Annotated in this window: 28 protein-coding genes and 2 pseudogenes; 25 read left to right on the forward strand and 5 right to left on the reverse strand. The window is 64.6% G+C overall.

Translation table 11 applies throughout. The annotated features are described in order from the left end of the window. Nucleotides 1–269: 269 nt before the first annotated feature. The 15 genes and pseudogenes from WDA27_13360 to WDA27_13430 all read left to right on the forward strand — a co-directional run bounded on the left by WDA27_13360 (nucleotide 270) and on the right by WDA27_13430 (nucleotide 11,052). Nucleotides 270–857 carry a hypothetical protein gene (locus tag WDA27_13360; protein MFA5891917.1) on the forward strand — a complete coding sequence of 196 codons (588 nt, stop codon included), beginning with the start codon at nucleotides 270–272 and terminating at the stop codon, nucleotides 855–857. A 33-nt stretch (nucleotides 858–890) separates the two neighbouring features. Next, on the forward strand, nucleotides 891–1,550 hold the full coding sequence (locus WDA27_13365) for a hypothetical protein (protein MFA5891918.1): 660 nt from the start codon (nucleotides 891–893) through the stop codon (nucleotides 1,548–1,550). 96 nt (nucleotides 1,551–1,646) lie between these two features. Continuing rightward, nucleotides 1,647–2,399: a hypothetical protein gene (locus tag WDA27_13370; protein ID MFA5891919.1), complete on the forward strand. Its 753-nt coding sequence runs from the start codon at nucleotides 1,647–1,649 to the stop codon at nucleotides 2,397–2,399. Nucleotides 2,400–2,954: 555 nt separating this feature from the next. Then, the gene (locus tag WDA27_13375) at nucleotides 2,955–3,215 is read left to right on the forward strand and encodes a GNAT family N-acetyltransferase (GenBank protein MFA5891920.1); all 261 of its coding nucleotides are present in this window, start codon (nucleotides 2,955–2,957) and stop codon (nucleotides 3,213–3,215) included. Nucleotides 3,216–3,328: 113 nt separating this feature from the next. After that, nucleotides 3,329–3,556, forward strand: coding sequence for a DUF433 domain-containing protein (locus WDA27_13380; protein ID MFA5891921.1), 228 nt, complete (start codon nucleotides 3,329–3,331; stop codon nucleotides 3,554–3,556). A gap of 60 nt (nucleotides 3,557–3,616) precedes the next feature. Continuing rightward, nucleotides 3,617–3,892 (forward strand): DUF5615 family PIN-like protein, encoded by a 276-nt coding sequence (locus WDA27_13385; protein ID MFA5891922.1) that lies wholly within the window; start codon nucleotides 3,617–3,619, stop codon nucleotides 3,890–3,892. A 217-nt stretch (nucleotides 3,893–4,109) separates the two neighbouring features. Then, nucleotides 4,110–4,898, forward strand: coding sequence for a phosphotransferase (locus WDA27_13390; GenBank protein MFA5891923.1), 789 nt, complete (start codon nucleotides 4,110–4,112; stop codon nucleotides 4,896–4,898). 120 nt (nucleotides 4,899–5,018) lie between these two features. Continuing rightward, entirely contained in the window at nucleotides 5,019–5,738 is a 720-nt protein-coding gene (locus WDA27_13395; GenBank protein MFA5891924.1) for a methyltransferase domain-containing protein, read from the forward strand. Nucleotides 5,739–5,744: 6 nt separating this feature from the next. Then, a pseudogene (locus WDA27_13400) lies at nucleotides 5,745–5,861 on the forward strand (chloramphenicol phosphotransferase). Between the two features lie 1,033 nt (nucleotides 5,862–6,894). Continuing rightward, nucleotides 6,895–7,596 carry an aminoglycoside phosphotransferase family protein gene (locus WDA27_13405; GenBank protein MFA5891925.1) on the forward strand — a complete coding sequence of 234 codons (702 nt, stop codon included), beginning with the start codon at nucleotides 6,895–6,897 and terminating at the stop codon, nucleotides 7,594–7,596. Nucleotides 7,597–7,696: 100 nt separating this feature from the next. Beyond that, entirely contained in the window at nucleotides 7,697–8,272 is a 576-nt protein-coding gene (locus WDA27_13410) for a hypothetical protein (GenBank protein ID MFA5891926.1), read from the forward strand. A 30-nt stretch (nucleotides 8,273–8,302) separates the two neighbouring features. Beyond that, nucleotides 8,303–8,770: pseudogene (locus WDA27_13415) on the forward strand (putative immunity protein). Between the two features lie 60 nt (nucleotides 8,771–8,830). Then, nucleotides 8,831–9,229 (forward strand): META domain-containing protein, encoded by a 399-nt coding sequence (locus WDA27_13420; GenBank protein ID MFA5891927.1) that lies wholly within the window; start codon nucleotides 8,831–8,833, stop codon nucleotides 9,227–9,229. A 99-nt stretch (nucleotides 9,230–9,328) separates the two neighbouring features. Next, on the forward strand, nucleotides 9,329–10,294 hold the full coding sequence (locus WDA27_13425) for a cation diffusion facilitator family transporter (protein ID MFA5891928.1): 966 nt from the start codon (nucleotides 9,329–9,331) through the stop codon (nucleotides 10,292–10,294). A 239-nt stretch (nucleotides 10,295–10,533) separates the two neighbouring features. Further along, nucleotides 10,534–11,052 carry a hypothetical protein gene (locus WDA27_13430; GenBank protein MFA5891929.1) on the forward strand — a complete coding sequence of 173 codons (519 nt, stop codon included), beginning with the start codon at nucleotides 10,534–10,536 and terminating at the stop codon, nucleotides 11,050–11,052. A 183-nt stretch (nucleotides 11,053–11,235) separates the two neighbouring features. On the opposite strand, the gene WDA27_13435 is transcribed toward WDA27_13430, so the two are convergent. Further along, complete coding sequence (locus tag WDA27_13435; protein ID MFA5891930.1) at nucleotides 11,236–12,558, reverse strand: glutamine synthetase family protein; 1,323 nt, start codon at nucleotides 12,556–12,558, stop codon at nucleotides 11,236–11,238. Next, nucleotides 12,555–13,214, reverse strand: coding sequence for a response regulator transcription factor (locus WDA27_13440; GenBank protein ID MFA5891931.1), 660 nt, complete (start codon nucleotides 13,212–13,214; stop codon nucleotides 12,555–12,557). The genes WDA27_13435 and WDA27_13440 overlap by 4 nt, the downstream gene beginning before the upstream one ends. Before the next feature lie 117 nt (nucleotides 13,215–13,331). On the opposite strand from WDA27_13440, the gene WDA27_13445 reads away from it, so the two are divergent. The 8 genes from WDA27_13445 to WDA27_13480 all read left to right on the forward strand — a co-directional run bounded on the left by WDA27_13445 (nucleotide 13,332) and on the right by WDA27_13480 (nucleotide 18,503). Beyond that, nucleotides 13,332–14,210 (forward strand): alpha/beta fold hydrolase, encoded by an 879-nt coding sequence (locus WDA27_13445; GenBank protein MFA5891932.1) that lies wholly within the window; start codon nucleotides 13,332–13,334, stop codon nucleotides 14,208–14,210. A gap of 11 nt (nucleotides 14,211–14,221) precedes the next feature. Next, nucleotides 14,222–14,992 (forward strand): phosphatidate cytidylyltransferase, encoded by a 771-nt coding sequence (locus WDA27_13450; protein MFA5891933.1) that lies wholly within the window; start codon nucleotides 14,222–14,224, stop codon nucleotides 14,990–14,992. Between the two features lies 1 nt (nucleotide 14,993). Continuing rightward, nucleotides 14,994–15,719, forward strand: a complete 726-nt coding sequence (locus tag WDA27_13455) for a DUF2993 domain-containing protein (GenBank protein MFA5891934.1) — start codon at nucleotides 14,994–14,996, stop codon at nucleotides 15,717–15,719. Nucleotides 15,720–15,811: 92 nt separating this feature from the next. Continuing rightward, a complete protein-coding gene (locus WDA27_13460) occupies nucleotides 15,812–16,516 on the forward strand; it encodes a helix-turn-helix domain-containing protein (protein MFA5891935.1) in 705 nt (234 codons plus the stop codon). Then, entirely contained in the window at nucleotides 16,513–16,947 is a 435-nt protein-coding gene (locus WDA27_13465) for a DUF4395 domain-containing protein (GenBank protein MFA5891936.1), read from the forward strand. Before WDA27_13460 ends, WDA27_13465 begins: the two co-directional genes overlap by 4 nt. Then, entirely contained in the window at nucleotides 16,948–17,415 is a 468-nt protein-coding gene (locus tag WDA27_13470) for a thioredoxin family protein (GenBank protein ID MFA5891937.1), read from the forward strand. Nucleotides 17,416–17,428: 13 nt separating this feature from the next. Continuing rightward, nucleotides 17,429–17,617, forward strand: coding sequence for a hypothetical protein (locus WDA27_13475; GenBank protein ID MFA5891938.1), 189 nt, complete (start codon nucleotides 17,429–17,431; stop codon nucleotides 17,615–17,617). Nucleotides 17,618–17,627: 10 nt separating this feature from the next. Continuing rightward, nucleotides 17,628–18,503: an alpha/beta fold hydrolase gene (locus WDA27_13480; GenBank protein MFA5891939.1), complete on the forward strand. Its 876-nt coding sequence runs from the start codon at nucleotides 17,628–17,630 to the stop codon at nucleotides 18,501–18,503. A 13-nt stretch (nucleotides 18,504–18,516) separates the two neighbouring features. Here the strand turns inward: WDA27_13480 and WDA27_13485 are convergent, their stop codons facing one another. The 3 genes from WDA27_13485 to WDA27_13495 all read right to left on the reverse strand — a co-directional run bounded on the left by WDA27_13485 (nucleotide 18,517) and on the right by WDA27_13495 (nucleotide 21,171). Beyond that, the gene (locus WDA27_13485; GenBank protein MFA5891940.1) at nucleotides 18,517–19,305 is read right to left on the reverse strand and encodes an alpha/beta fold hydrolase; all 789 of its coding nucleotides are present in this window, start codon (nucleotides 19,303–19,305) and stop codon (nucleotides 18,517–18,519) included. Nucleotides 19,306–19,402: 97 nt separating this feature from the next. Continuing rightward, nucleotides 19,403–20,476: a M23 family metallopeptidase gene (locus WDA27_13490; GenBank protein ID MFA5891941.1), complete on the reverse strand. Its 1,074-nt coding sequence runs from the start codon at nucleotides 20,474–20,476 to the stop codon at nucleotides 19,403–19,405. Then, nucleotides 20,443–21,171, reverse strand: coding sequence for a hypothetical protein (locus tag WDA27_13495; GenBank protein ID MFA5891942.1), 729 nt, complete (start codon nucleotides 21,169–21,171; stop codon nucleotides 20,443–20,445). Before WDA27_13495 ends, WDA27_13490 begins: the two co-directional genes overlap by 34 nt. Before the next feature lie 242 nt (nucleotides 21,172–21,413). Between WDA27_13495 and WDA27_13500 the strand changes: the two genes are divergently transcribed. After that, the gene (locus tag WDA27_13500) at nucleotides 21,414–24,641 is read left to right on the forward strand and encodes a PDZ domain-containing protein (protein ID MFA5891943.1); all 3,228 of its coding nucleotides are present in this window, start codon (nucleotides 21,414–21,416) and stop codon (nucleotides 24,639–24,641) included. Nucleotides 24,642–24,713: 72 nt separating this feature from the next. Then, the coding region (locus WDA27_13505) for a TadE/TadG family type IV pilus assembly protein (GenBank protein MFA5891944.1) at nucleotides 24,714–25,041 on the forward strand (328 nt) is incomplete at its 3' end.

Genomic DNA, 25,041 nt, shown 5'->3' on the forward strand with positions numbered 1-25,041 from the left:
CTCTCGGCTCATAGCCAGCTTCGGCCTGCCCTACCGCGTTCTCCCTCCAAAGCCCCTATCCCGGTGCGGTGACGCTACCATCACCGCGATGGATCGAAGCCTTGGGCATTTTCATACCGATAACTCGTCGCTCGACCCGACCGACTTCGCCGGCTGCTCAGCCGCCAGGACGTTAACTAGTCGAAGCGCTTCTCGAAGGGGGTAAAGTCGCGGACCCTGCCACGCTGAGACGAGCGATCGAGAGTCACTCCCGCGAATGGGGTGCGCGGGTGGAATCGACTCCGGATGAGGCGCTCATTTATGTGGACCCGGGGGCTCCAGACGCAGGCACGCGTGTCCGCTTGGTGGATGGGATGTTCATTGTCGCAAGGTCGGACCCTGATCTCGGCTGGGTCGAGGTTGAGTCGACGTCCTATGGGGAGGCGTGGGCTTCGATAGTGTCATTCCGTCGGGGCCATGCCCGCAGGCTACTTTCCGGTTGGGGTGCGTGGACACTGGTTGGGGTAGTCGCTGCGCTTGGTGTGTGGGTGGACGCGTCTCCACGGTGGCTTGATGAGGTGCTCTGGCGGGGTCCGTTGATCGTTGGCTGCGTTCTCTGGTTTACGCGCATTCCCTTCCGCCAGCCCTATGTCGGCTTGTTCGCTGCCATTGGTCTGTGGTCCCTGAGCCTGGTCATATCTCAGGCGGTAGGACCGTCGGACTGGGGACTTGCCATCGGCGTGTCTGTGTTCGTGGTCTGTGCGGCGGGCTTTGTGGGATCTGAAGGGCTTAGGATTCCGGGCATTGCGGTTGCGCACTTAGACCCGAACCCCGAGCACGCGGCCTCACGGGTGGTGCGTTGGGAGCAAGGGGTCTGATCGGGGACATGGGTGACACTTCAGTCCAGGGACATGGGTGACACGGTGATTCAGGCGAGCAAGACGGTGGCTGGTCCACCGAAAGGCGGATGCGCCAGTTGGTGGTTGTTCCGCCGCCCACCCCGTTTCCTGTTTCATTCCGCCCTCGTACCCGGTGCCGCCATTCTCCTTTGGAATGCCAGCCTTCCAGGCTTCTCGCCACTGTACTTTGCGGGCATCTTGTTGTCGGGCCTGGGCGCGATCGTCTGGGCGATCCGGTTGGTCGGGCGCGTCGTGTCATCGCGCAAGGAATGCGCGAAGCAGGGTCTTCGCGGGTATGCATGGTTCGCGGTCGCGCCCGTCGCGGGGCTCCTTGTGCTGGCCCTTAACTACTCCAACGTTCCGCTCAGGGTTCGATGGACGATTGCGAAGGGAGATTTCGTGTCCGTTCTCAGGTCGGCGCCCCCTCCGACTTCGCGGACTGAATGGGAGGACTTCGTTGCGCCGGCGCGAATTGGAACGTACAAGATTCCGAAGGCAGTCCGGGTGGGGGATGGAGTGATCTTCTTCGAGTCGACCGGAAACCTGTTCGATGACGCGGGATTTGCCTACTTGCCGACAGGGCCGTTTCCGGAGATTGACACCGGCTGGTTCGAGAACCCGCAGTACTTCGCTCTCGGGGGCGGTTGGTATGCGTGGACAGCAAGCTGGTAAGAGGCAAACGCGGTTCAACTCGCGGCTACAACGGACCGTTCGCCCGCTGCGCGGGCGTCCGGCCGCTGAGCCGCCAAGTCGTTAGGCGTCTTGGCGGTGCGCAATCCAAAGCAAGAAGTCGCCCTCCGCCGGATCATTGTGTCTGCCGAATCGAACGCGGCGATTATTGGCCTCTTCCTGTTCGGGTCCTGGCGAACTCCCGCGGCCGATAGTTGGAGCGATCTCGATTTGCTGGCGGTGTTGTCGACGGATCCAAGCGCCGACGAAAGGGCGCTTGATTGGTTACCTGATCTTGGCCGTCGGTTCGTCCTCCAGCAAGAGCGAGATGACCGCGGCGTTCTTAGCCGAGCGGTCTATGAGGACGGTCTATGGCTCGATGTCCTCAGCGTGTCACTGGAGTCCATCCATCGGATCAAGGAATGGCGAGGCGTCCCGTTCCATCGTCCCCCTGCGGCGCTGATCGCTTGTTCCGATGAACTCCGGAAACTTGTTGAGACTGCGAAGCCAACCGAACCGAATCACTCGGTCGATCAGATCAGAGAGGCGATTGAGCGGGCAAAGTTCCTCGCTGTTCAAGCCCTGAAAAGCCACGTCCGCGGCAAGGCTCTGGTCGCTCGTCACCTTTCACTGGAACTTTGGCAGGAGTACCTGGTCGTACTCATGGTCGCTCGTGAACTCGACGGCGGATTCACGGAGCCCTCTTCGGCGGTGATGGAACTGGCGCCGCCGCTACCCGACAGCGTGCTGTCAGCGGTCAGGGCCTGCGATGAGGTAGCAAGTGACATACTGCCTGGATACTTGGCGATGGCGCCGGTGATTGAAGGACTTCGGGATGCAGCGAACGCCTAACTCGCGGCTACAACGGACCGCCCGCCCGCTTCGCGCGGCCGCGGACCGCTGAGCCGCCAAGACGTTGAACGGACTGAGGTAGACATGGGTTCCGGATCTGTGACTTACGGGCGTACGAGACGATTGCCCGCTGTTCTCAGAGCCGCTGTTGGCGCTGTGGCGGGCGTTCTTCTCATCTCGCAAGGGGGTCAGATCTTCGCCGCGCCGGTCACCGTCCCCGCGCTGTGCTGGTCCATCGCGTCAGCGCACACCCGAAGCGCTCGGATCCTGTTGTCCGTCGTTCTCGCACTCACTTTGGCGGTGCTTGGATGGTTCCTCGTATATCTGCTCGTCAAGGAACGGCAGCCTTGGATCGTCCTGGGACCCGCCGTGGCGCTCGCGGCCGGAATAGGCTTGTCGTTGCGCCTATCGGCGCGGTTCCCTCGGCCCATGTCGAATCCGGCACAATGATGGACAGCAGGTGCCGTTCAACTTGCGACTGGAGCAGACCGTCCGCCGCTTCGCGGCGTCCGGCTGCTCAGCCGCAGGATCGTTCTACGGACCGAGAGTCGTGACTTGACGCTGGAGGACTTCATCGAGTTCCGGCGCCGCGGCATCGCCAGCCGTATCCTCGACCACGCGGAGGAGGTGGCGGCGTCGCGTTCCTCGATCGTGGGGATCGGCGTCGGACTCCATCCCGGCTACAACGCGGCACAACGTCTGTACGTGAAGAGGGGATACGTACCGGACGGGCTCGGAGTCACCTACGACGACCGTTACGTGAAGGAAGGCGAGCAGGTCCACATGGACGACAAGCTTGTTCTCCACTTCCTGTGAACGGAGCTCGGCTCAGAACGTGATCGCCGCAGCCGCCGCAAGGCTCTTGCGACCGGCAACCCGCAGGGTACGAACGAACCGTTGCCGTGAGGTCCGGCTGGTAGACTGAGGGTATGGAACTGCTGGATCGGATCGTCGTGGAGCCGGACGTTCGGTTCGGGAAGCCATGTGTGCGCGGGATGCGCATCTCGGTTGGGGATGTGCTCGGCTACCTCGCTGGGGGCATGTCTGAGACAGAGATCCTGGCGGATTTCCCTCAACTCACGCACGATGACATCCGGGCGTGCCTAGCCTACGCGGCAGAACGCGAGCGCCGTACCCTCACCAGCCCCGCCGCCTGAGATGGCTCGACTGCTCTTCGATGAACCGCTTTCCGAGCGGCTTGTGAGGTACTTGCCGACGTGTTCCCCGGCTCCCTGCACGTCCGACCGCTCGGGCGCGGAGGTGCCGGAGACGGAGCAGTCTGGGACCTTGCCCGCGAGCATGGGTGCATGGTCGTCAGCAAGGACGAGGACTTCCATCGGCTAGCCGTGTTGCGCGGCGGGCCACCGAAGTTCATCTGGATCCGCTTGGGCAACTGCCGAACAGATGACATCGCGCAGCTACTCCGACGGCATAGCGAGGACATCGCTCGGTTCGATCAACAGGACGTGGCCACCGTGCTGGAACTAGGTTGATCTTGAAACTCGAGCCGTTTCGCCGCCGACTGGTGCGGTGTTGCGTTAACTGCAACCGGGATCGGGGTCTGGTTCATCATGAGGCGTGAAACCTCTGAGGGCGATACGTGATGGTCGGCGATGCGCAAATGAACTCCGAATGTCGTGGTGGTTGCTGCAGGCGCTGGACCCGGCCGGCTTCGCCTTGTGCGGTTCAGTCGCAGGACGTTAGACGGCCGTGAACGAGATTCAACTCCCACAAGGGCGGGTCAATGCGGGCGTCGTGCGCGTCGGCGACACGGTTCGTCGGCCGACGGGGCCATGGACGCCGACCATCCACGCGTACCTCGATCATCTCGAACGCCGGGGGTTCGCGGGCGCGCCTCGTGTTCTCGGGACCGACGAGGAGGGCCGCGAGATCCTCACGTTCATTGAGGGTGAGGTTCCGCACGATGCGGACTGGAACCCGGGGATGCCGAACCTGTGGCCCGAACATCTTCGCGGGGGCGAGACCCTCCGTGCGGCTGGGGCGATGCTCAGAGCGCTTCACAATGCGTCGGCCGGGTTCGTTCCTATCGATCCGGTGTGGCGTGAGCACGGCACCCCGATGCGGCCTGACGAGATCGTGACGCACGGCGATGTCGGTCAACACAACACCGTCTACCGAGATGGCATGGCGGTCGCGTTCATCGACTGGGACGGCGCGATGCCCAACCTGCCGATCCTCGAGTTCGGGAAAGCGGCATGGAGCTTTGTGCCGCTGGGCGAGGATCGCGTCAACCGCAACGGCGGCTGGCCGACAGCCGAGGAGATGGTCGAGCGGTTGGTCGTTTTCTGTCGCGCGTATGGAGAGACCCGCCGCTCTGTCATCCGGTGGGCCCTGCAGCACAGCAGGCAGCGCGGGGTGGAGAAACTCCGCTACTGGAAGCTGAATGCCGCTGAGGCGGCGGAGGCCCTCGATGTGATCGCGCGCGATCTGCGATGGTTCTCGGAACACGAGGACACCATCACGCGGGCGCTGGATTAACCTCGTCTTGCCAGGAGAGACGTTGCCGCTATGTCGGTTCTGAACCCGGCGCAGGAACCGGCCGCTCGGCCGCGAACGGGCGGCGCTGACGCGCAGGGTCGTTCGGCAGAAGGAGATGACATGCCAGACATGAAGCTTCACGGACAGGCCATGCTCGACTACCTCGCGGGCGACGCGAATGCCCAGTGCGTTCTTCGTCGGGACGACGGTTTCGCCTATCCACCGATCTACGCGAAGCAGTTCTTCTATCCCGATGGTCTGCCCGAACTCGACCGTCTGGCCGTTGAGCAGTGTTCCGGACGCGTGCTCGACATCGGTGCGGGAGCGGGATCGCATTCGCTTGCGATTCAGGACAAAGGACTTGACGTGACGTCTGTTGACATCTCCAGCAAGGCGGTGCAGGTCATGACGGCGCGGGGACTCAAGAACCCGATCGTGGGCGATGTGTTCGACGCGTACCCTCGCCCGTTCGATACCGTGCTCGTGATTCTCAACATCGGGATCGTCCGCGATCTTGCTGGACTTGATCGGTTCTTGGCGCTTCTTGACTCCCTTTTGACGAAGGGCGGTCAACTCATCACCGATTCCTTCGATCCGAGGAATCCCAGTGACGAAGCCTATGGGAAGTACCAGCAGGGCAAGATCGCCAAAGGGTGCTACCTCGGTGAACGCACACTGAGGTTTGAGTATCGAGATCAGACCAGTGATTGGTTCGAGTGGATGCACGTCGACTCCGACACACTGGGGCAGCGCGTTTCCGATGCCGGCTGGTGCATGCAGACAATCGGGATTGAGGGGGATCGGTTTCTTGTGCGCATCACCCACGCCGAGGGGTCGTGAGGCGGAGTGAACGCTGATTCCCTGGGGCAGATCGTCATCCTGAACGGGGTGCAGCGATCGGGGAAGACGAGCATTGCGCAGGTCATGCAAGGCACATTCCCCGGCCTCTGGATCAACCTTGGCAGCGGATCGACCGCTCGCTTCGTGGGCTCCGGCCGCTGAGCCGCTAAACCATTAGGAGGCTGCGTGGATTCCAATGAGGGTCGCTTCGAAGAGGGCGCAGGGCCCGTCATCGCTTCCGGTGCACACGACGGAATCGAGTGGGCACTCCAAGGGGCGATCTCTGACGATCGGGTTTCAACGTTCGTGAGTACCCAGTTCGGCGGTGGAGGTGGCACCGGTTCGCTCCCATTCGCAGATACCCCCGACGGCAAACTTGGCCACTTCGGGAGCGTCGGCTGGGGGATCTCAACACAAGGAAGAGGCGGGCTTGGGGGCAAGCGAGTTGTAGCCTCACATGTGTGCGGCGTCGTCTCACCTGATGTCGCGGACGTCCAAGTCTGGTTCGAGGACGACACGACCATTCAAGCCGTCTTGATCGATACCGGGGACAGTCGCGCGAAGTTCTTCGTGGCCGTCTGGTTTCCCTCCTCGGGATGTCACAAACTCGTTGCGATTGATTCTCGGGGGACGTGGCTAGAAGATAAGGTTCGACTCGATGGTCACTGGAGGTAACCGAACATCATGTGGAGCAGGGGGATTACGGACCGACAGGCGGCAAGGTGGGCCCGCACCCGTCGTGGCGGGCGGTTGCGGTTCATCTTGCTCTACGGCGTGTTGGGTTGGGGCGTTCTTGCGGGCATCATCGTCGCCGCTCTTCGATGGTGGGCGGAGCAGGGGTCTCTTGCTCAGCATGTTGCGCTGTCGGTGATTGTCTTTGCAGTCACGGGCGTAGGTTGGGGCGCCTGGATGTGGCGCGTTGGGGAACGTGGTTATCGGCGATGGGAGCAGGGGCGAGCGGGTAGTTCTTCGGCTTGAGCCGACGCTGGAAAGGGTTGCGGTGATTGTTCCCGATAGCCTCGCGGCGACATGCAGCAAGACGCCCGAGAGATCCGCCTGGCTTGATCGGCTTCGAGATGTTCTCCCGGAACTTGAAAGCCGATGGGGGCTTACTCTGGGCAGGCCCTTCGACGGTTCCGAAGTGAGCTGCGCTTGGGTGGCACCGGCCACTCGCAAAGATGGGACTCATGCCGTACTCAAGGTCGGGATGCCTCACTTTGAGGGCGAGCAGGAGATTGCCGCACTGCGCTTCTTGGACGGCAATCCCACCGTGCGTCTTCTTCAGGCGGACGACGAACTCAACGCGATGCTTTTGGAGCGCTGCGTTCCCGGCGCTTTTCTGCGCAACCGTCGTGCGGAGCCGGAGCAAGATGTTGTCATCGCACAGTTGCTCAAGCGGTTCTGGCGCGCGCCGGTCGGTCCGCACGCGTTCCGTCCGCTTTCCGAGATGACGATGTATTGGAGCGCCGCGACGCTTGCGGATGCGGAACGTTGGCCCGATTCCGAGTTGGTCGCGGAGGGGCTTCGACTGTTTCGAGAGCTGCCGCTCACCGCTTCCACTCCCGTGCTGCTCGCGACCGACTTGCATGCGGGAAACGTCCTCGAAGCACAGCGCGAGCCGTGGTTGGTTATCGATCCAAAGCCTTTCGTCGGCGACCCCGCCTACGACGCAACGCAGCATCTGTTCAACTGCAGAGGCAGAATGCGCTCGGACCCGCAGGAGACGATCGCGCGCTTCGCAGACTTGCTCGACGTTGATGCCGAGCGGGTGCGACTCTGGATGCTCGCGCGCTGCGCCGCCGAGCCGCGGGACACTTGGGGTGGCGACTCACTTGCGCTCGCGCGGAGGCTGGCGTAAGACTTCGACCTACGCGGCATCCATCTCGCCTTTCGAGCCAAAGACATCGCGCCGCATGCAAGTCGGCAGGGGTGAATCGTGATTCGACGAGGAGGGAGAAATGACCGGACAATTTGGCCGCCGCGCGCGTCTGATTGCGCTGTTTGGCGTGTCGGTGTTCCTTCTGGCGGCATGCAACGGACGTCCCGCTTCAGCGCCGAGGACGACGCCCCCCGGCGAAACCGAGGCGCCCGTCCAAACCGACGCCCGCATCTACTACTTGGAGGAGTCGGCAGATCGGTTTGATGCCGAGGCGGTTGCGACCTACACGAACCGTACGGGGAGACAAGTCTTCTTCGAGCGCTGCAAATCGGACTCGCAAGGGCCGGTGTATAGGATTCGGCGTGTTGGAGCGAACGCTGATCGCAGATCCTTGGTCTTCGCGGTCTGGGCATGTGTCGGCGGTGTACCCACCGGCGCACTTCCTCCAGGCGGCACCCTGACCGCGCGTGTATGGCTCGGCAGTACGAAATCCCCGGGTGCATCCCCACCGGACGAGCCGGAAGACAGGATCGGGACGTTTCAGATCACCTTCGAATTGTGTCGGGAACATGCAGAGGAGTCCGGAAAGTGTCAGGCCCTGCCTGATTCCGAACGCGTGTCCAACGAATTCGAGGTCAGGTTCAAGGAGCAGTAGGTGAAGCAACGGCGGGATCCGAACTCGTTTCTGGATCGACCGGCTCGTCGAGATCGGCGTTTCGTTGCAGTCCATCGCGGCGGTTCGCTCGACGTGGCGAGGCATCGCCTGCTGGCAAGTTGGGCGGCGGATTGCGCGGAGCACGTATTCCCGTTGTTCTCCAGAAGGTATCCCGAGGATGATCGGCCCCGGTTCGCGATCGAGGCCGCGCGCGCGTGGTCTCGGGGGGAGATCACAGTGGGTGCCGCGCGCGCGGCCTCGTCCGGCGCGCATGCGGCAGCAAGAGGCGCGTCAGAAGGTGAGGCGCGAGCGGCCGCGCGCGCTTGCGGTCACGCCGTCGCCACTGCGCACATGGCGGACCATTCGCTGGGAGCGGCGGCCTACGCTGTTAGAGCCGCGAAGTCGGCGTCTCCCACGTGCGACGCACAAACGACAGTCGATCGCGAACGCCGGTGGCAGCGCGAGCATCTGCCGGAAGCGGTTCGCGAACTTGTCCTGTCGGCGCAGGAGCCGGGGTCGGCCCTTAGCAAAGTGACCCTGCTTTGGAGAGCGCTCGCCGTGGTTCTCCTCGCGACGTTCTCGCTTGCAGCGGGTTGCTCGTCGGGTGGTAGGCAGTTGGATGGAACGCACTGGAGGCTCGCCGAGTGGACCCTGAGTTCGCTCGACCCCGCGGACTTCGTCTTGACTGCCACATTCGCCGACGGGCGGGTTTCGGGCAGCAGCGGAGTCAACTCCTACTCCGGTTCGTGCAAGACAGATTCAGGCGGAGGATTCGAAATAGGGGATGTCGCCGGTACGAGCATGGGGGGTCCCGAGCCAGCGATGCGCGCGGAGTCCGCCTTCCTCACCCTGCTCCGGCAAGCCCGCTCTTTCACGGTGGCCGGCGGCAAACTCACGCTGTATGACGAGGGCGGGAACGAGTCGTTGATCTTCGAGCCCGCAGCCAAACAGAGGTAAGTCTCGACCGCGAGGCAGTTGAGTCCGTCCCCGAGGTCGTCTCCTTCGCGCTGGACGGTTAGGCTGCTTCCGTGACCGATCGGAATCATCAGGGGCAGTATGGACCGTAAGTCGCTAACACGTTTTGCCGGGCTGTCCATCGTGGCGGCCGTCCTCACGATTGCCCTCAAGGGGGCTGCTTACTTCCTCACCGGTTCGGTTGGTCTTCTTTCCGACGCGCTTGAGTCATTCGTCAACCTCGCCGGTGCGCTCATGGCATTGACGATGTTGATTGTGGCTGCCCGCCCCCCGGACGAGGACCACGCCTTCGGGCACGACAAGGCGGAGTACTTCTCAAGCATCTTCGAGGGCACGCTCATTCTGGTTGCGGCCGGCGCCATCGGGATCGCAGCGATCTCGCGACTTCTGCACCCCCGAGCGCTTGAGCAGGTCGGTCTCGGCCTTGCGATTTCCGCTACTGCCGCGCTCGTGAACCTCGGAGTCGGCTTGGTCCTGTTGCGCGCCGGCAGGCGACATTATTCCATTGCTCTCGAAGCCAGTGCGCATCACCTTATGACCGACGTGTGGACGTCGGTTGGGGTTCTTGTCGGAGTCGCGGCCGTTTCGCTGACCGGCTGGCAACGCCTCGACCCGATCGTCGCTTTGATCGTGGCCGGCAACATCATCGCGACGGGCGCGCGCCTCGTGCGACGCTCCGTTTCCGGGCTCATGGATGCTGCGTTGCCGCCGGGGGATCAACAGGCCGTGCAGCGAGCGCTCGCCCGGTATTGCGACGCGGGCGTCCAGTTCCATGCGCTCCGCACTCGCCAGGCCGGCGCGCGCCAGTTCGTTTCACTCCACGTCTTGGTTCCGGGCGGCTGGACCGTTCAGCGCGGCCACAACCTGCTGGAGCAAATCGAAGCGGACATCCGCGGGGCGCTGCCGCGCGCCGCAGTGTTCACCCACCTTGAATCCCTCGACGATCCCGCCTCTTGGGACGACGTCGAACTGGATCGCTCGACTGCGACGCCGCCCAAGACGCAGTCGAACGAGAACCGGCCGCCAAGGGATCCAACGAGCGCATAACGCCGGCGCGCGCGACGATCCGGACCTCGACTCGACCCATCGCCTGTGGCGCCCAGCATTGTCGGTATTGATGCGCGCGCGCTAAGGTCGCGCGCGCATGGGCGAGAGGGCGACGGTAGATGTCCTCTGAGCGTGAGTTCGAGGGTCCCCCATCGCTCGCCGTCGCAATGCTCGGTCGCCTCTCGGCCCCCGCGGCTGAGCCGAGGAAGTGTTCGGTCTGGCACGGAGGGAGAAGTCAGGTGGGAGAGCAACTGCCTACGGCGCTGGTCGCCGCGGCTGTGTCGGCGGTGGTGTCCGTAGCGGTCGCTCTGGCCCAGTTGCGACAGGGTCGCGTTTCCCACCGGTTCCAGGCCCAGCGGGACATTACCGCCAAGTATGACCGGATGATCGACTACCGACTCCAACGTCCAGAAGTACTCTCCCTCGCTCGTCGCTGGAGCCACGGTTGCTTCGCCTGGATCTATGATCACACTGGTCCTGACGGTGATGCCTGGGCAATCTATTACGGCTACATCGAGCTCATCACCTTCTACTGCAGCGCTGTCCTCCGTGCGAGGGCGCATGGTCTAATCGATGCGGATGTCTACGAATCTCAGCACGAACCCCTGATCAAGCTACTGCTGGCCGAACACTATCCCGTTCTGTCGGTGATCATTCGCCCCCGTGGCTACGTGACCAAGTACCTGGTTGAGCACGTGGCTGATCTGCGCAGGTGCGATTGGGATTGGGAAGCGGCGTACGGTGATCTCACCGGCTAGCCGGTGAGATCACCGCGCCATCAGACGGAGAGGGTCGCGGGCTTGGATTGAGCAGGATTGCGGCTGTCTGGCGCGGTGCGTGGCCGCGCTCGGTCGTGGGCGTGGATGGTCCAAAGAGCAGTGGGATTGCTTGCGGGGAACAGTCCAGACGTGCGGTCTGAGGCCACGTTCGTTTGGCTGGCACTACAGGATCGGCAGTGAGCGCTCGATTTCCCAGGGGCTGACGTAGGCCTTGTATGCCGCCCACTCGTCGCGCTTGTTGCGGATGAAGTACTCGAAGACGTGATCGCCCAGCGCTTCACGCATGAGGTCCGACGATTCCATCGCCGTCACCGCTTCGAAGAGGTTCTCCGGCAGCGATTCAATGCCGGCCGCGCGCCGCTCGGCCTCGCTCATTGAGTGGATGTCTTCGGTCGCTTCCGGCGGCAATTCCTCGTTGTTGATGATTCCGTCGAGGCCGGCGGTCAGCATTGCCGCGAACGCGAGGTAAGGGTTGCACGAAGGGTCCGGCGAGCGGACTTCTATGCGAAGGTCCCCCGCGCGCGCCGAGCCTGCAAGTCGCAGCAGCGCGGAACGGTTGCGGCGGGCCCAGCAAATGTACACCGGTGCTTCGAATCCGGGAACCAGCCGCTTGTAGGAGTTGACCCACTGGTTGCACACTGCCGCGGTTTGATCCGCGTACTTGAGCAGTCCGGCGAGAAACGCGCGCGCGACCTTGGACATCCCCATCGGATCTTCGACGTCGGCGAACGCGTTGCGGTCGCCTTCGTACAGCGCCATGTGTGTGTGCATGCCCGATCCCCAGGCGCCCTGGATGGGCTTGGGCATGAAGGTCGCGTACACGCCGGCTTCTTGAGCGACTTCCTTTACGGCCAGGCGCGCGGTCATGACGTTGTCGGCCATGGTGAGCGCGTCGGTGTCGCGCAGAACGATCTCGTGCTGCGACGGCGCGACCTCGTGGTGCACGCTCTCGACCGAGATCCCCATTTGCTCGAGGTACAGCACGGTGCGCTTGCGCAAGTCGCTCGCGACGTCGAGCGGCGTCAAGTCGAAGTAGCCGCCCTGGTCGAGCCCTTCGGTTCCGGCGGAGTCCTTGAAGTAGAAGTACTCCAACTCGGGTCCGAGGTAGAAGGTGAAGCCCATCTCTTGCGCGCGCGCCAGCGCGCGCTTCAACACCGTGCGCGGATCCCCGTCGAAGGACTCGCCCTCCGGCGTGAGGACGTCGCAGAACATCCGCGCGACGCCGTGCTGGTCTGGCCGCCACGGCAAGATCTGAAACGTCGATGGGTCCGGGCGCGCGAGCATGTCGGACTCCTGCACGCGCGAGAACCCTTCGATGGCAGAGCCGTCGAAGCCCATGCCTTCTTCGAAGGCGGCTTCCAGCTCGGCGGGCGTGATAGCGAACGACTTCAGAAAGCCGAGCACGTCGGTGAACCACAGGCGGATGAAGCGAATGTCGCGCTCCTCCACCGTGCGCAGCACGTAGTCGATGTCCTGGGTGCTCATCGTGATCTCTGCGCCTCCATCTTGTACCCGACGTTACGAATCGTAGCGATCATTGATTCGTGCTCGGCACCGAGCTTCGCGCGCAGCCGTCGCACGTGCACGTCCACAGTACGCGTTCCCCCGAAGAAGTCGTATCCCCAGACTTCCGAGAGCAACTGCTGGCGCGAGTACACGCGCCCCGGTCTCTGGGCGAGAAAGAACAGCAACTGGAATTCCTTGTACGTGAGGTCGAGCGGCCGGCCGCGCAGGCGGACCTGATAGGTGTCGGGATCGATCGACAAGTCGCCTACGCGCACCGTTCCCGACGATTCGCTCGGCGCCGACCCGAGCGCAAGGCGCACGCGCGCCAGCGTCTCGGGAATGGTGCAGCCCTGGACGATGAACGAATCGGCTTCCCAGTCGGGACCGAAGGCGTCGAGGTTGTCCGGGGCGATCAGCGCGACCAGAGTTAGGTGCGGCTGCGCCGCGCGCAGCGCGCGGCAGGCGTCGCGGCCTCGAGCGAGATCCTTCACCGCGTCGACGAACACCAAGCCGGAGGCCGGCCGATCGTCGGGCGGCGCCGGAGCCACCGTCACGCGGTGGCCGCCTGCTTCCAGCCCATTGACCAAGGACCACAGGTCCTCGGGCCGGTCGCTTACTACCAGGATGTCCGCCATTGTGTCGATCCTAGAAAGCATAAAGCCCCAGGCGGCCGGGCTTCATTGCCTGGGACGTTTGCGCTATCGCGCCTTCGGCATGCAAAGTAACAGAGGACGACGAACCCAACAACCAATATGGCCTCTCCCTCTCGCTCCATGCACCCTCGCTGGCGTGGTCGCCATCCGGCGCTCCGCTGGCGTCTGCAGCATGTCGTCTTGCGCGCGCGCGGCGAGCGCGATGCGTACGACCTGCCGCATTCTCACTTCTGGTGCGACGCCGAAGACGGTGTTCGTTTGGCGGGAACGAGGCTCGGCGATCACCCCGACACCGCGATCGTGTTGGTGCACGGATTCATGGGATACCGGACCAAGCGCCCTTGGCGCGTTCTCGCCGAGGGACTAGCTCGGCGCTACACGGTCTTCACGTTCGACCTGCGCGGGCACGGGCAGTCGGCGGGCGCATGTACCGGTGGTGAGCGCGAGATGCTCGACGTCAAGGCCGTGGTGGAACATGCGCGCGCGCGCGGTTTCCGCCGGGTCGTCACGGTCGGCGGGTCGCTCGGCGGAATTGCCGTGGTGCTCGAGGCGGGCAAGTATCGCGACGTCGACGGGGTGGTTGCGATCTCGACGCCGGCGCTGTGGGCGACCAGCGACACCAAAGCGGTGAAGCGCGCGATGTGGATCTTCACCAGTCGCTTCGGACGCTCGCTTGCGCGAAGGCTGATGGGGACGCGCATTCATCTTGACTGGGGAGATCCCGCGCCGCCGGCGGAAGCGGTGCGCAACATCGCGCCGATCCCGTTGTTGGTCGTGCACGGAGACAACGATCACTTCTTCCCTGCCGACGACGCGCGCATGTTGTTCGACAACGCCGGAGAACCCAAGCGTCTTCTGATCCTGCCCGAATTCGGCCACGCCGAGGATGGGTTCACATCGGTGTTTGCCGCGCGCTTGGCCGGCGACATCGAATCACTGCTCGATGCCGGAGCGTTGGTGCCGGCCGGAACCGCGTGAGTCGCCGCCGGATGATCGCGAGCTTGGTGCTCGCGAGTGCGATGACCGGCGGATTGCTGCTTGGACGAATGGCGCTGCTGCTGGTGGTCACCGCCATCGGGATTGCTGCCGGCGGGGAGTTGTTCCGCGTTGCGCGCGCGCGCGGAGCGCGGCCGATGGCGGCACTCGGTCTTGTAGGAATCGCGGGGCTGTTCGTCGTCGCGCATGTGCGTGGAGATGGCGCGCCGACGGTGCTGCCGGCCGCAGTGTCCGCGGTCTTGGCTGCGTCTTTTCTCCTGATGATGTTTCGGCGGGACCGGCGCGACGCGACGAAGGCGCTCGTCTACACGGTCTTTGTCGTGATCGTCGTCGGGTTGCCGGGCTCGTACGTACTCGCTCTGCGCGCGTCGGCCGATGGGTTCCGTCTGGTGCTTGGATTGGTTGCGATGGCCGTTGCTGCCGATGTGGTTCCGGTGGTGCTGCGCGCGGCGCGCGGCCGCGGCCGGCATTCGGCGGTTCACGACCCGGTGTGGCAGCGGTTGGTCGGCGCGCTGATGGGAACCATCAGCGTCGCGGCCGTCGCGGCGATCGCGATGGCGCCGCCGTTTACGTCCGCGCGCGCGCTCGTGCTGGCGTTTCTGGTCGCAGCCACCGCGACCGTTGCCGGTCCTGTTTTCGACATGATCGAAACCGACCTCGCGCCGGAGAACGGCCGCGGCGCAATCCGACTGCTTCCGCGCATCGACGCGGTGCTGGTGTCGGCTCCGATGTTCTTTTATGCCTTCCGAGTGATGGCTCGGTGAGGTGGGCCTGATTCCCGGTTCGCGATTGCTGCGCCGCTTCGTGGTATCGGGACTCGTTTTGGGCGCGTTGTTCACAGTGGTGAACGTGGGGGTTGAGCGCGTCGCCGAGGGCCGCATCGCTGCGTTTGCACAGCGCGAACTCAAGACCGACTCATTGCCCACTCTCGACGTCGGTGGGTTCCCGTTGGTGGTGAACGTCCTTCGCGGTCGTTTGCCGCGCGCCTCGCTCAACGTCGAGAACCTGACGCTCGACAAGATGCGGATTCGGCGGATCCACGTTGAGATGCGCGACCTGTACGTTCCAGGTGGGCTGGTCGGAGGACGCCCGTACACCGTGGTCGTCGGGCAGGGCAGCGTCGCGATTGCTATCGAGGACGATGCGATTAACGCGATGCTCAAGGAATCCGGCGAGGACGCGCGCGTGCGGATTCGCAGTTCCTCGGTTGCGCTGCGCGCGCGCATGCGAATCGGCGGGCGGATGCGGAGTCTGGTCGCAACCGGCGGGTTCGTCGTGCGCAGCGGTTTCTTGGTGTTTGCTCCTCGCAAGGTCACTCTCGACGGCAATCCGCCGCCGAAGTACTACGAGGAGCGGGTTCGCCGGGAGGCCACGGTTCGCGTTGCGTTGCCGGACCTCCCTGAGGGCATCAAGTTGCAGGCTCCGGATCTTGCGGCGGGGTCGATGACCCTGAGCGCCGATTTGCGCAACGCCCGCCTGAAGTTGGGCTGACTTGCCGGACCCGTCGCGGTCCGGAGAACCGGTTGACCCCTCCCTGTGGGTTTTATAAGGTGTGAACGGTGTAAACCTCGGGTGGGAGTCGTATGAGTTCGACGGAAGTCAGTACGCAAGACGCGGCGGTCGCGCGCGCTCTGGCAACGCCTACGCGCGCCTCGATCTTGGACTATCTGCGCCTTGGCGGACCACGCGCGGTGCGCGAGGTGGCCGAGCAAGCCGGAATTCACGCCAACGTCGCGCGCGGGCACCTGGACGTGTTGGTCGCGGCAGGTTTGGCGCATACGTCTTGGCGGCGACATGCCGCCGGCGGTCGTCCGGCGAAGGTATACGAGGCCGCGCCCGTTCACGTTGAGGAGGGCCCGGCGCTGGTGAGCGAGATGCTGGCTGTGCTGATCGAAACCGCGGCGCCGGCACCGGGAGTCAGCCGATCGATCGCGGTGAAGACCGGCGAGCGACTGGCCCGCCGTGTGCGCATGACGGAGGCGGAGCTGACCTTCGAGCAGCAGGTCGAGTTCATGGTGCGCGCGCTGGCGGCCGTGTCCGGCGGCGTGCGGATTCTCGACAAGGGCGATGACTGGGTTGAGGTCGAGGATTTCGACTGCCCCTTCAAGGGGATCGCGGTGTCCCACCCGGAGCTTGCGTGCTCGTTGGACAAGGCGTTGAAGGAAGGAATCATGAATGGGCTGGGCGCGGACGTGTTCGTCGAGCAAGTGACCTCGATTGCCTGGGGCGACCCAACTTGTCGCGAAGTCGTGCGCTGGCGTCCGCTGTCGGGAGGAGAAGAGGCATGAGCGCACCTCGGATGGTGGATAGCAACGCGGTACGCGGGGGCGCGGCGGTGTCGGTCGTCATTCTGCTCGGTGGGTTTGTGCTTGGGTGGCGCGGCGTAGTCCCAGCGATTGGAGTTGCGCTCGGGATCGGGTCGGCGTTCGGGCTGCGGTACTCGCCTCTTGGAGCGACGTATCGCTTGATCAAGAAGACCTTGCGGCTGAGTATTGCGGTGAAGCCCGAAGAGGAGCCGCCGCCGCGTTTCGCGCAGACGCTCGGGTTCGCGTTCCTCGCGCTGGCGAGCGCGGGCTTCTGGGTCTTCAACTCGGACGTGCTCGGATGGACACTTGGGCTAATGGTGGCCGGACTCCAAACGCTGCTCGCGGTTAGCGGGATCTGCGTGGGCTGCGAGATGTACTTGTTCACCAAGCGGTTGGCATCGAAGGGGGCCTGAGTGCTCGTTCGCTTGCTCGTGGTGTTGGGTGTTCTTGCGCTCAGCGCTGGGTTCACGTGGTGGTGGCGGCTGCGTGAAGGCCGCTTCACCCAGGCGAGTGGACGGTTCGAGCGCACGGACCTTGGGCTGGACCGGCGCGCGCGGCCTTCGGCGATGCTGGTGGAGTTCTTCGGAGAGCACTGCGCGCCCTGCAAGACCGTTCAGGCTCGAATCGAGAAGCTGGCGGGCGAGATCCCCGATGTGTCGATCGCCTCGATCGACGCCGGCGCGCGCCTGGACTTGTCCGATCGCTACGAGGTCAGGCGCGTACCGACGCTGTTCGTGACGGACTCGGACCTGAAGATCGTGTGGCGCGCGTCGGGAGTCCCAAGCGAAGACGCGATCCGAGCGGCGCTGCTCGGTCCGGACTGGGCCGGCCGGCCGCATCCGGATCTGCCCGTCGCCGCGAAGCCCTCCGGCGCTGAGTGATAACCTGCCGGGCGTGAACCTATTCAGCATTCTTGCGAACACAGCAGAGAGTTCCATGGGCGCCCTGGAGTTGTCGTTCATCACGGCGCTGGTGATCGGTCTTGGGGGCGCCGGGCTTTTCGGGCTTGCGGTAGTTGCCCGCCTGGCCGATCCCGCGGGCGCGCGTTCGCTGCTGCGTCGCTTGTCGAAGAAGAGTCGCTGATCCGGCCTCGATGATCCATCACGACGCCGACATCGGCGGCGCGCGGATCCACTGGGTCGAAGACGGCGTTGGAGACGTGCCGTTCGTGCTGCTGCACGGATGGGGTTCGAGCATCGTCAAGTGGGCCGACGTGATTCCGATGCTGGCAACCCATCGTCGCACGATCGCGCTTGATCTCCCGGGATTCGGTACCTCGGGGATTCCCGGTGGGTCGTATTCGCCGGGCTGGCTCGCCGGATCCGTGCGAGCGTTCATGGATGCCATCGGCGTTGATCGCGCGATCGTGGTCGGCAACTCCCTTGGTGGACTCGTCGCGACATACCTGGCGTCGGCGTGGCCGGAGCGTTGCGCCGGCCTTGTGTTGGCCGCGCCGGCGTTTCCGGCCGTGGGGCCGCCTCCGTCGGGGCGCGCGCTCGCAGCTGTGGTCGCGCCGGCGATTCCCGGGATCGGCGATGTGCTCTACCGCGCGCACATGCGTCGGCGCGCCCCGGAGGTGTTGGTGGCCGAGAGCCTCGCGCGCAACTGCGCCGATCCTTCGCGCGTGCGGGCGTCCACGGTGCGCGCGCTTGAGGAGGAGGTTCGCGCGCGCAAGGAGCGTCCTGAGCACGTCCGGCCGCTGCTTCGCGCGAGCCGGCGCATGATGTGGGCACTTAGCGCGCGCCGTGAGCGAACCTGGGCGATCGCGCGCGCCCTACGGACGCCGACCCTGGTGCTTTGGGGGCGGCAGGATGCGTTGCTGTCCGTGGATATCGGATACCGAGCGGTCGAGGAGATCCCCGGCGCGCAACTCGTGGTACTCGACGACTGCGGTCACAACCCGCAAATCGAGCGACCCGAGGAGTTCTCGGCCGCGGTGCTGACGTTCGCGCGCTCGCTGGGCGTGTAGCCGGCCGCTGCGCTTAGTGCCGGTCGAGAAACTCCAGCACTGAACGATTGAAGACGTCCATCTCTTCGACGTTGAACGCGTGTCCGGTTTCAGTCACGACAAGTTCGGCTTTCGGGATCGCGGCGGCGAGTTGTTCGCACAACTCCGGCGGAACGAGGGTGTCGCGGCGACCCGTGAGCACGCGAGTTGGAACCTGCAGCGATCCCAAGTGTTCGGATACATCGTGTTGCAGCAGCGCATCGAGTTGGGCGAGGAATGCGTTTTCGGGGACGGGGAATTGCAGGAACAAAGCCTCAACCGCGTCGGCCGATTCCGCGTTGTTGATCAGGAACCCGGGCGTGAACAGCCACAGCATCAGCGAGCGCACCAAGGCTTCGCGGCCCAGAGTGCGCAGTATCCCTCGCCCGAGTTCGGCAATGCGCTCCGTGTATGGGTTCTTCGCGCACCAGGTCGCCGCGAGGATCAGTGTTCGGACGCGCTCGGGCGCGCGCAGGGCAACGTGCTGCGCGATCGCGCCGCCCATCGAGATGCCGAGGACGTGCGCGCGCCCGATGCCGAGGTGATCCAGCAGCGCGATCGCATCATCGGCCATCATGCCCATCGAGACCCGGCCGTCGGGAAGCGACGAGCCGCCGACGCCGCGGTTGTCGAACGTGATGCAGCGGTAACGCTTGGCGAAAACCGCAGTCTGCAGCATCCACATGCGCGAGTCGGCGCCGAATCCCATGATCATCAGCAGCGGCTCGCCCTCACCGGTCACGTCGTAGGCGATGTCTGCGTTTCCGGAGCGAAACGTCGGCACGAAACCTCCCTTCTTGCCGGCCGACTCTATCGCGCGCAGGGGGGAGGGCGGCGGCCTGGCGGCCGCCGCCCTCACATGGGACGGGTTGTGCTGTGCCTCAGTCGCAGAACGAGTAGGTCGCCCGCAGCACCCCGTCTTGGTAGACGGACTCCTTGCACGTGCTGGGGTAGAACAGGATGTAGCCGGACTCGAAGTTCTGACGCTGCGTCGAACTCGTTCCGACGTCGTAGCGGTTGCTGGTCGGGTAGCCGATCCAATAGACCCAGTCGTGCCCGGCGTACTGCTCGGTGTAGGCGGCGAGCGTGGCGGTTAAGAGCAAGTAGGCCGTGCTTTCGCCCGACTGCTGCATGATGGCTCGGGGGGAGTCGTAGGAACCGTAGGAGTACGTCTGTACGCTGCCTCCGGTTCCGGTCTTCGGGTAGCAGCTGTAACGCCACCACGTGCCGTGGAGCGAGTCCTCTCGGCACGGCGACCACGCCTCGCCCACGTCGGCCGTGATTCCAACGCCGTAGTAGCCTCCGCCGCTCTTGTAGACGCCCCAGTAGAGCGAAGCTGCCTTATCGGCGGAGGAGTAGCCCACGCCGGCGTTGTCGCTGGTGTAGGACGTGCGTTCGAGGGGGTCCGACGAGGTTCCGTGCCCCGAGATCGGCGTGAGTGGAAGCGCGTCGGAGGAGAAGGACGTTCCGCTTTGTCGCTGGAAGTGGAGGTGTGGCGAATAGGAGCTGGACCCGCTTTTGCCGCTGACCGCCAGGGGCTGGCCCGCGACGATCGTTCCGCTTGTGGAGATGACCGAGTCCAAGTGCTCGTACACGATGTACGTGCTGTCGGGCTGCTTGATTCGCAGGTACAGGCCGGCCGGTCCTGAGCTGGCAACGTAGGTGTCCACGACACCGGGCGAGACCGAGTAAACGGTTTCGTAGTCCATGTCCGGTACGTCGATGGCTTTCCAAGCCGAACTGCTCTCCCTGCCCGAGCAATGCGGACACTCTCCGGGCAATGTGCCGAGTGTGCGGCTGGTTCCGGCCTTCCAGGGGAACTTGCGGTATGCGCCGGTCCACTGGTTGTGGGCTTCCGCGGGAACCGCGGCCCACATCGAGGCCAGCACGATTCCTGCGACGAGTGCGGCCCGCGCGCGCCTTAGAACGGAACGATGTTCTTTGCGATCAGCCATTCCAGATCAGCCTCCTTGTTGAACTCCGAGACCGATGCGCGGACGATCACAAGGAGTGCCGAGCCGGTGAGGTCCGGCAGCGGGGCGTCCAAGGTGGGCGTCTGCAGCAGGGGAACGACGATCTTCAGAACGTGAATGTCGCCTGAGTCGGCGGGTTGCCCGAGCGAGTCGAGGAATTCCTCACAGGAGCGGATGGTGCGGTTGGCCAGGCGCAGCTGGGTGGTCGGCGAACAGCCGTCCAAGGTTGCCCCGGGCTGGAGCAGGTTCAACTCGACGTCGGTGACGCCGCGCTCGAGGACTGCGTCGGAGGCGCTCTGCCCGACCTTCCACGGGAACCCCTCGGGACTGAGCATGCGCAGGCTGCCGAGCCGCTTGCTTTCGATGGTTGACTGGGGTGCAGCCGTGGTGAAGTCGGTGAAGCCCCATCCGGCCGGGTAGCACAGACCGTAGTGCATGGCGGGGTTATCGAAGTACCCCCATCCGCTCGGGCAGGTGCGTCCCGCCGGTGCGGTCGCCAAGGCCGAGACCGTGTAGCCGGCCGTCGGGGTCGAATCGTCGGGGCCGGCCACTTTGGCGCCCTCGGGGATCGCCTTCGGCCCGGGCTTGCCGTCGCCGACGTCGGACATTGCGCCGAGCGTGCGGATACCCAGGATGGCGGCGATCGCGCACATAAGCGCAACAACGCGAAGCTTCATCTTGAGCCTTCCTGATCGGAGCCGATACTGCTCATTCTTTCGTCCTCCTATCTCCGGCAAGAGCCGGATCCGTCTACCGGTGGAGAAGGGCGAGGAAGGCTTCGAAGTGGTTGCACATTACGCCGTTGTGGGTGGGTTTCAAGTACGGGAGAATCGGGAATTGCGTCGCGAATCTCCTTCGCTTTCCTCACTCCGATAGGCTTCGAGCGCATCGACGTGGTGTCGGCGAGCAGGAGATCCGAATGCGCAACAGTGGTTACTTCCGTACTCCAACCGTGACCGGAGGCGAGGTTGCCTTCGTCAGCGAGGACGACATCTGGTCGGTTCCCTTAACCGGCGGTACTGCGCGACGCTTGACCGCGGGGCTCGGCCCGACTGTGCGTCCGGCTTTCTCGCCGGACGGTTCGCTGATCGCGTTCACCAGCCTCGAAGAGCATCACCCCGAGGTGTACGTGATGCCTGCTGCGGGCGGACAGCCCGTGCGCTTGACGTTTCTGGGCGTTGCGTCCACCGTCGTTGGGTGGACGCCGGACGCAGAGATCGCGTTCCGCAGCGACACCGGTCAGCCGTTTGCGATGCGCCGGATGGAGTTGTTCTCGATTGCGCCCGGAGGCGGAGAGCCGAAACGTCTTCCCTTGGGAGAGGCGCACGCGATCGCCTACGGCCCCAACGGCGCCGTGCTGCTCGGTCGTAACACGCTGGATCCCGCGCGCTGGAAGCGCTATCGCGGCGGAACCGCCGGGCGGCTGTGGATCGACGCGCGCGGCACGGGGAGCTTCCGCAGGCTTCTGCCCGGTCTGAACGGGAACTTCGGAAGCCCGATGTGGATCGGCGCGCGCGTGTACTTCTTGTCGGACCACGAGGGAATCGGAAACGTCTACTCCTGCCGGCCCGACGGCCGAGATATGCAGCGCCACACAGACCACGACGAGTACTACGCGCGCTTTGCCTCGACCGACGGACGCACGATCGTCTACCAGCATGCGGCAGAACTGTGGCGGCTGGACGCTGCGTCCGGTGAGGCCGCGCGCATCGAGGTCGATTTCCCGAGCCCGCGCGCGCAACGCAATCGCAAATTCGTCGATTCCGAACGTTTCTTGCAGGGGTATCAAGTTCATCCCGCCGGGCACTCGCTTGCGGTCGAGGCGCGCGGGAAGCTCTTCGCGATGCCGCTGTGGGAAGGCGCGGTTCGCGAGTACGGTGAGTCGGCGGGTGTGCGATATCGCGCGGGGCAATGGCTCGCCGACGGTGAACGTCTCGTTGTAGTGAGCGACGCCGGAGGCGTGGAAGGAATCGAAGTGCACGGACCGGCGGGCGCGCGCGCGCGCCTCGACGGTCTGGACCTCGGCCGAGTCGAGGAGATGGCGGCGAGTCCATCCAAGAACGTGGTCGCGTTGTCGAACCATCGGCTCGAGTTGATGCTCGTGGACATCGACGCCAAGAGCGTGGTGATCCTTGACCGGAGTGAGTTCGAGCAAATCCATCACCTTGTTTGGTCGCCCTGCGGTGACTGGCTGGCCTACTCGTGCTCCACGACGCCGCGAACGCGTTCGATCAGACTTTGCAACATTGCTGCGGGCACTGTGCATGACGTGACCGCGCCGGAGTTCCGCGACTTCGCTCCGTCGTTCGATCCCGACGGTCGCTTTCTTGCGTTCTTGTCCTTGCGGACCTTCGACCCCGTATTCGATGCGCATTTCTTCGATCTGGGGTTCCCACGCGGCGCGCGCCCGTACTTGGTCACGCTGCGTTCCGATGTCGTCTCGCCGTTCGTTTCGGAGCCCAAGGGCTTCGGTGAAGACAAGAACGGCAATGGCAAGAAGAATGACGCGAAGAAGAAGGGCGCCAAGACCTCCGAGCCGCTGAAGGTGGATCTGGAAGGGATCGGCGCGCGCATCTTGGCGTTTCCGGTTCCCGAGGGCCGTTATGGCCAAATCGCGTGCATCAAGGGCAAAGTTCTTTGGACGGAGTTCGGTTCGCCGGGAACGCTCGGCGTGGATTGGAAGGCCGGCGACACCCCGCGCGGGTCGCTCACAGCGTGGGAGTTCGCGACGCAGAAGGCCGACAAACTGGCCGACGGTGTGTCGGACTTCGTGGTTGCGTCAGACGGCGCGACGTTGGTTTACCGGTCCGGAACGCGGTTGCGCGCGCTCAAGGCCGGCGAGCATCCGAACGACGACGCCGAGCAAGATCCACCGAGCCGTGCCAACGGCTGGATCGATCTCGCCCGAGTTCGCATCTCTGTCGATCCCGGTGCCGAGTGGCGTCAGATGTTCTCTGAAGCCTGGCGCCTTCAGCGCGATAACTTCTGGAACGAGCGCATGTCCGGCGTCGACTGGCCGCGCGTGTTTGAGCGCTACCTGCCGCTGGTGGACAAGGTCGCGACGCGGCTTGAGTTCTCGGATCTCATCTGGGAGATGCAAGGCGAACTCGGGACATCGCACGCCTACGAGATGTTCGGCGATTACCGGCGGCCTCCGGCGTACGCGATGGGCTACCTCGGTGCGGATCTTCGCCTTGACGAGAAGAACCGCTGGCGCATTGATCGGATCTTGCGGGGCGATTCGTGGGACGAGGCGCGCTGCTCGCCGCTGGCCGCTCCGGGTCTGGACGTCGGCGAGGGGGCGACGCTGCTGGCGATCAACGGGCGCGCGCTGGATGCTTCGACGCCGCCCGGTGCGCTGCTGGTGCACCAGGCCGGACAACGCGTGGAACTTACCGTCGGCGACGCGGCGGGACGCAAGCCGCGCACCGTCGTCGTCAAGACCCTTCGCGACGAAGTGCCGTTGCGGTATCGCGAGTGGGTCGAGCGCAACCGCGCGCACGTGCACGAAGCGAGCGGCGGCCGCGTTGGGTACGTGCACATCCCGAACATGGGCCCGCTCGGCTTCTCTGAGTTCCACCGTTACTACTTCAGCGAAGTCGAGCGCGACGCGCTGATCGTTGACGTGCGGTTCAACGGCGGCGGGAACGTCTCGCCGCTTATCCTCGAAAAACTTGCGCGCAAGCGGCTCGGCTACGACGTCAAGCGCTGGGGCGTCCCCGAGCCGTACCCGCAGGACACCTTGCTCGGTCCGATGGTGTGCTTGACCAACGAGCACGCGGGATCCGACGGCGACATCTTCAGCCACTGCTTCAAGCTGATGAAGCTTGGTCCGTTGGTGGGCACGCGCACTTGGGGCGGTGTTGTGGGGATCTGGCCGCGACACGATCTGGTCGACGGCGGGTTCACGACTCAGCCGGAGTTCTCGTTCTGGTTCGTCGATGTGGGCTGGAGTGTGGAGAACTATGGAACCGATCCGGACCACGAAGTCGACATCGCACCGCAGGATCACGCGGCGGGGCGCGATCCGCAGATGCAAAAGGCGCTGGATCTGATCGCGAAGGAACTCAAGCGGACCAAACCACGCGTCCCGAAGTTCCCGAAGGGACCTTCGCTCGCGCTTCCCAAGCTGCCTCCGCGCTCGTAGCGGATCGGCTCGATCGACCCGAGTCGGTCGCGGCGGCTGGCGCGCGCCCGGTGTGGCCCTACGATCGCGACAATGCGCTCGCATTCGGTTCCCGCGACGGCGCGCGGCTCGGTGTCGGTGGAGTTCGCCGCCGTGTTGCCGCTCGTCGCGATTTCGATGCTGCTGGTTGCTCAGGTCGGCGTGCTCGTCGTGGAGGAGTTGTCGGTCTTGCATGCGGCGCGCGAGGGCGCGCGCGCGGCAGCCATCTACAACGACGATGCGCGCGCGCGCGATGTGGTGCTGCAGGCGGGAAACCTCGATCCCGAGCGCGCGCGCATCCAGATTGACCCGGCGTGGCGCGACGTGGGCACTTCGGTGCGCGTGTCGGTCTGGTACCGGCCGGCCGCGGTTCCATTTGCCG

The organism is Actinomycetota bacterium, assembly GCA_041658565.1.
In the GTDB taxonomy this organism is placed as follows: domain Bacteria; phylum Actinomycetota; class AC-67; order AC-67; family AC-67; genus JBAZZY01.

Bases quoted from the DNA above. Each gene is read 5' to 3' on its own strand.
- WDA27_13365 (MFA5891918.1), top strand. From the start codon at position 891: ATGGGTGACACGGTGATTCAGGCGAGCAAGACGGTGGCTGGTCCACCG.
- WDA27_13380 (MFA5891921.1), top strand. From the start codon at position 3,329: ATGGAACTGCTGGATCGGATCGTCGTGGAGCCGGACGTTCGGTTCGGG.
- WDA27_13395 (MFA5891924.1), top strand. From the start codon at position 5,019: ATGCCAGACATGAAGCTTCACGGACAGGCCATGCTCGACTACCTCGCG.
- WDA27_13410 (MFA5891926.1), top strand. From the start codon at position 7,697: ATGACCGGACAATTTGGCCGCCGCGCGCGTCTGATTGCGCTGTTTGGC.
- WDA27_13425 (MFA5891928.1), top strand. From the start codon at position 9,329: ATGGACCGTAAGTCGCTAACACGTTTTGCCGGGCTGTCCATCGTGGCG.
- WDA27_13435 (MFA5891930.1), bottom strand. From the start codon at position 12,558: ATGAGCACCCAGGACATCGACTACGTGCTGCGCACGGTGGAGGAGCGC.
- WDA27_13440 (MFA5891931.1), bottom strand. From the start codon at position 13,214: ATGGCGGACATCCTGGTAGTAAGCGACCGGCCCGAGGACCTGTGGTCC.
- WDA27_13445 (MFA5891932.1), top strand. From the start codon at position 13,332: ATGGCCTCTCCCTCTCGCTCCATGCACCCTCGCTGGCGTGGTCGCCAT.
- WDA27_13450 (MFA5891933.1), top strand. From the start codon at position 14,222: ATGATCGCGAGCTTGGTGCTCGCGAGTGCGATGACCGGCGGATTGCTG.
- WDA27_13460 (MFA5891935.1), top strand. From the start codon at position 15,812: ATGAGTTCGACGGAAGTCAGTACGCAAGACGCGGCGGTCGCGCGCGCT.
- WDA27_13465 (MFA5891936.1), top strand. From the start codon at position 16,513: ATGAGCGCACCTCGGATGGTGGATAGCAACGCGGTACGCGGGGGCGCG.
- WDA27_13480 (MFA5891939.1), top strand. From the start codon at position 17,628: ATGATCCATCACGACGCCGACATCGGCGGCGCGCGGATCCACTGGGTC.
- WDA27_13490 (MFA5891941.1), bottom strand. From the start codon at position 20,476: ATGGCTGATCGCAAAGAACATCGTTCCGTTCTAAGGCGCGCGCGGGCC.
- WDA27_13495 (MFA5891942.1), bottom strand. From the start codon at position 21,171: ATGAAGCTTCGCGTTGTTGCGCTTATGTGCGCGATCGCCGCCATCCTG.
- WDA27_13500 (MFA5891943.1), top strand. From the start codon at position 21,414: ATGCGCAACAGTGGTTACTTCCGTACTCCAACCGTGACCGGAGGCGAG.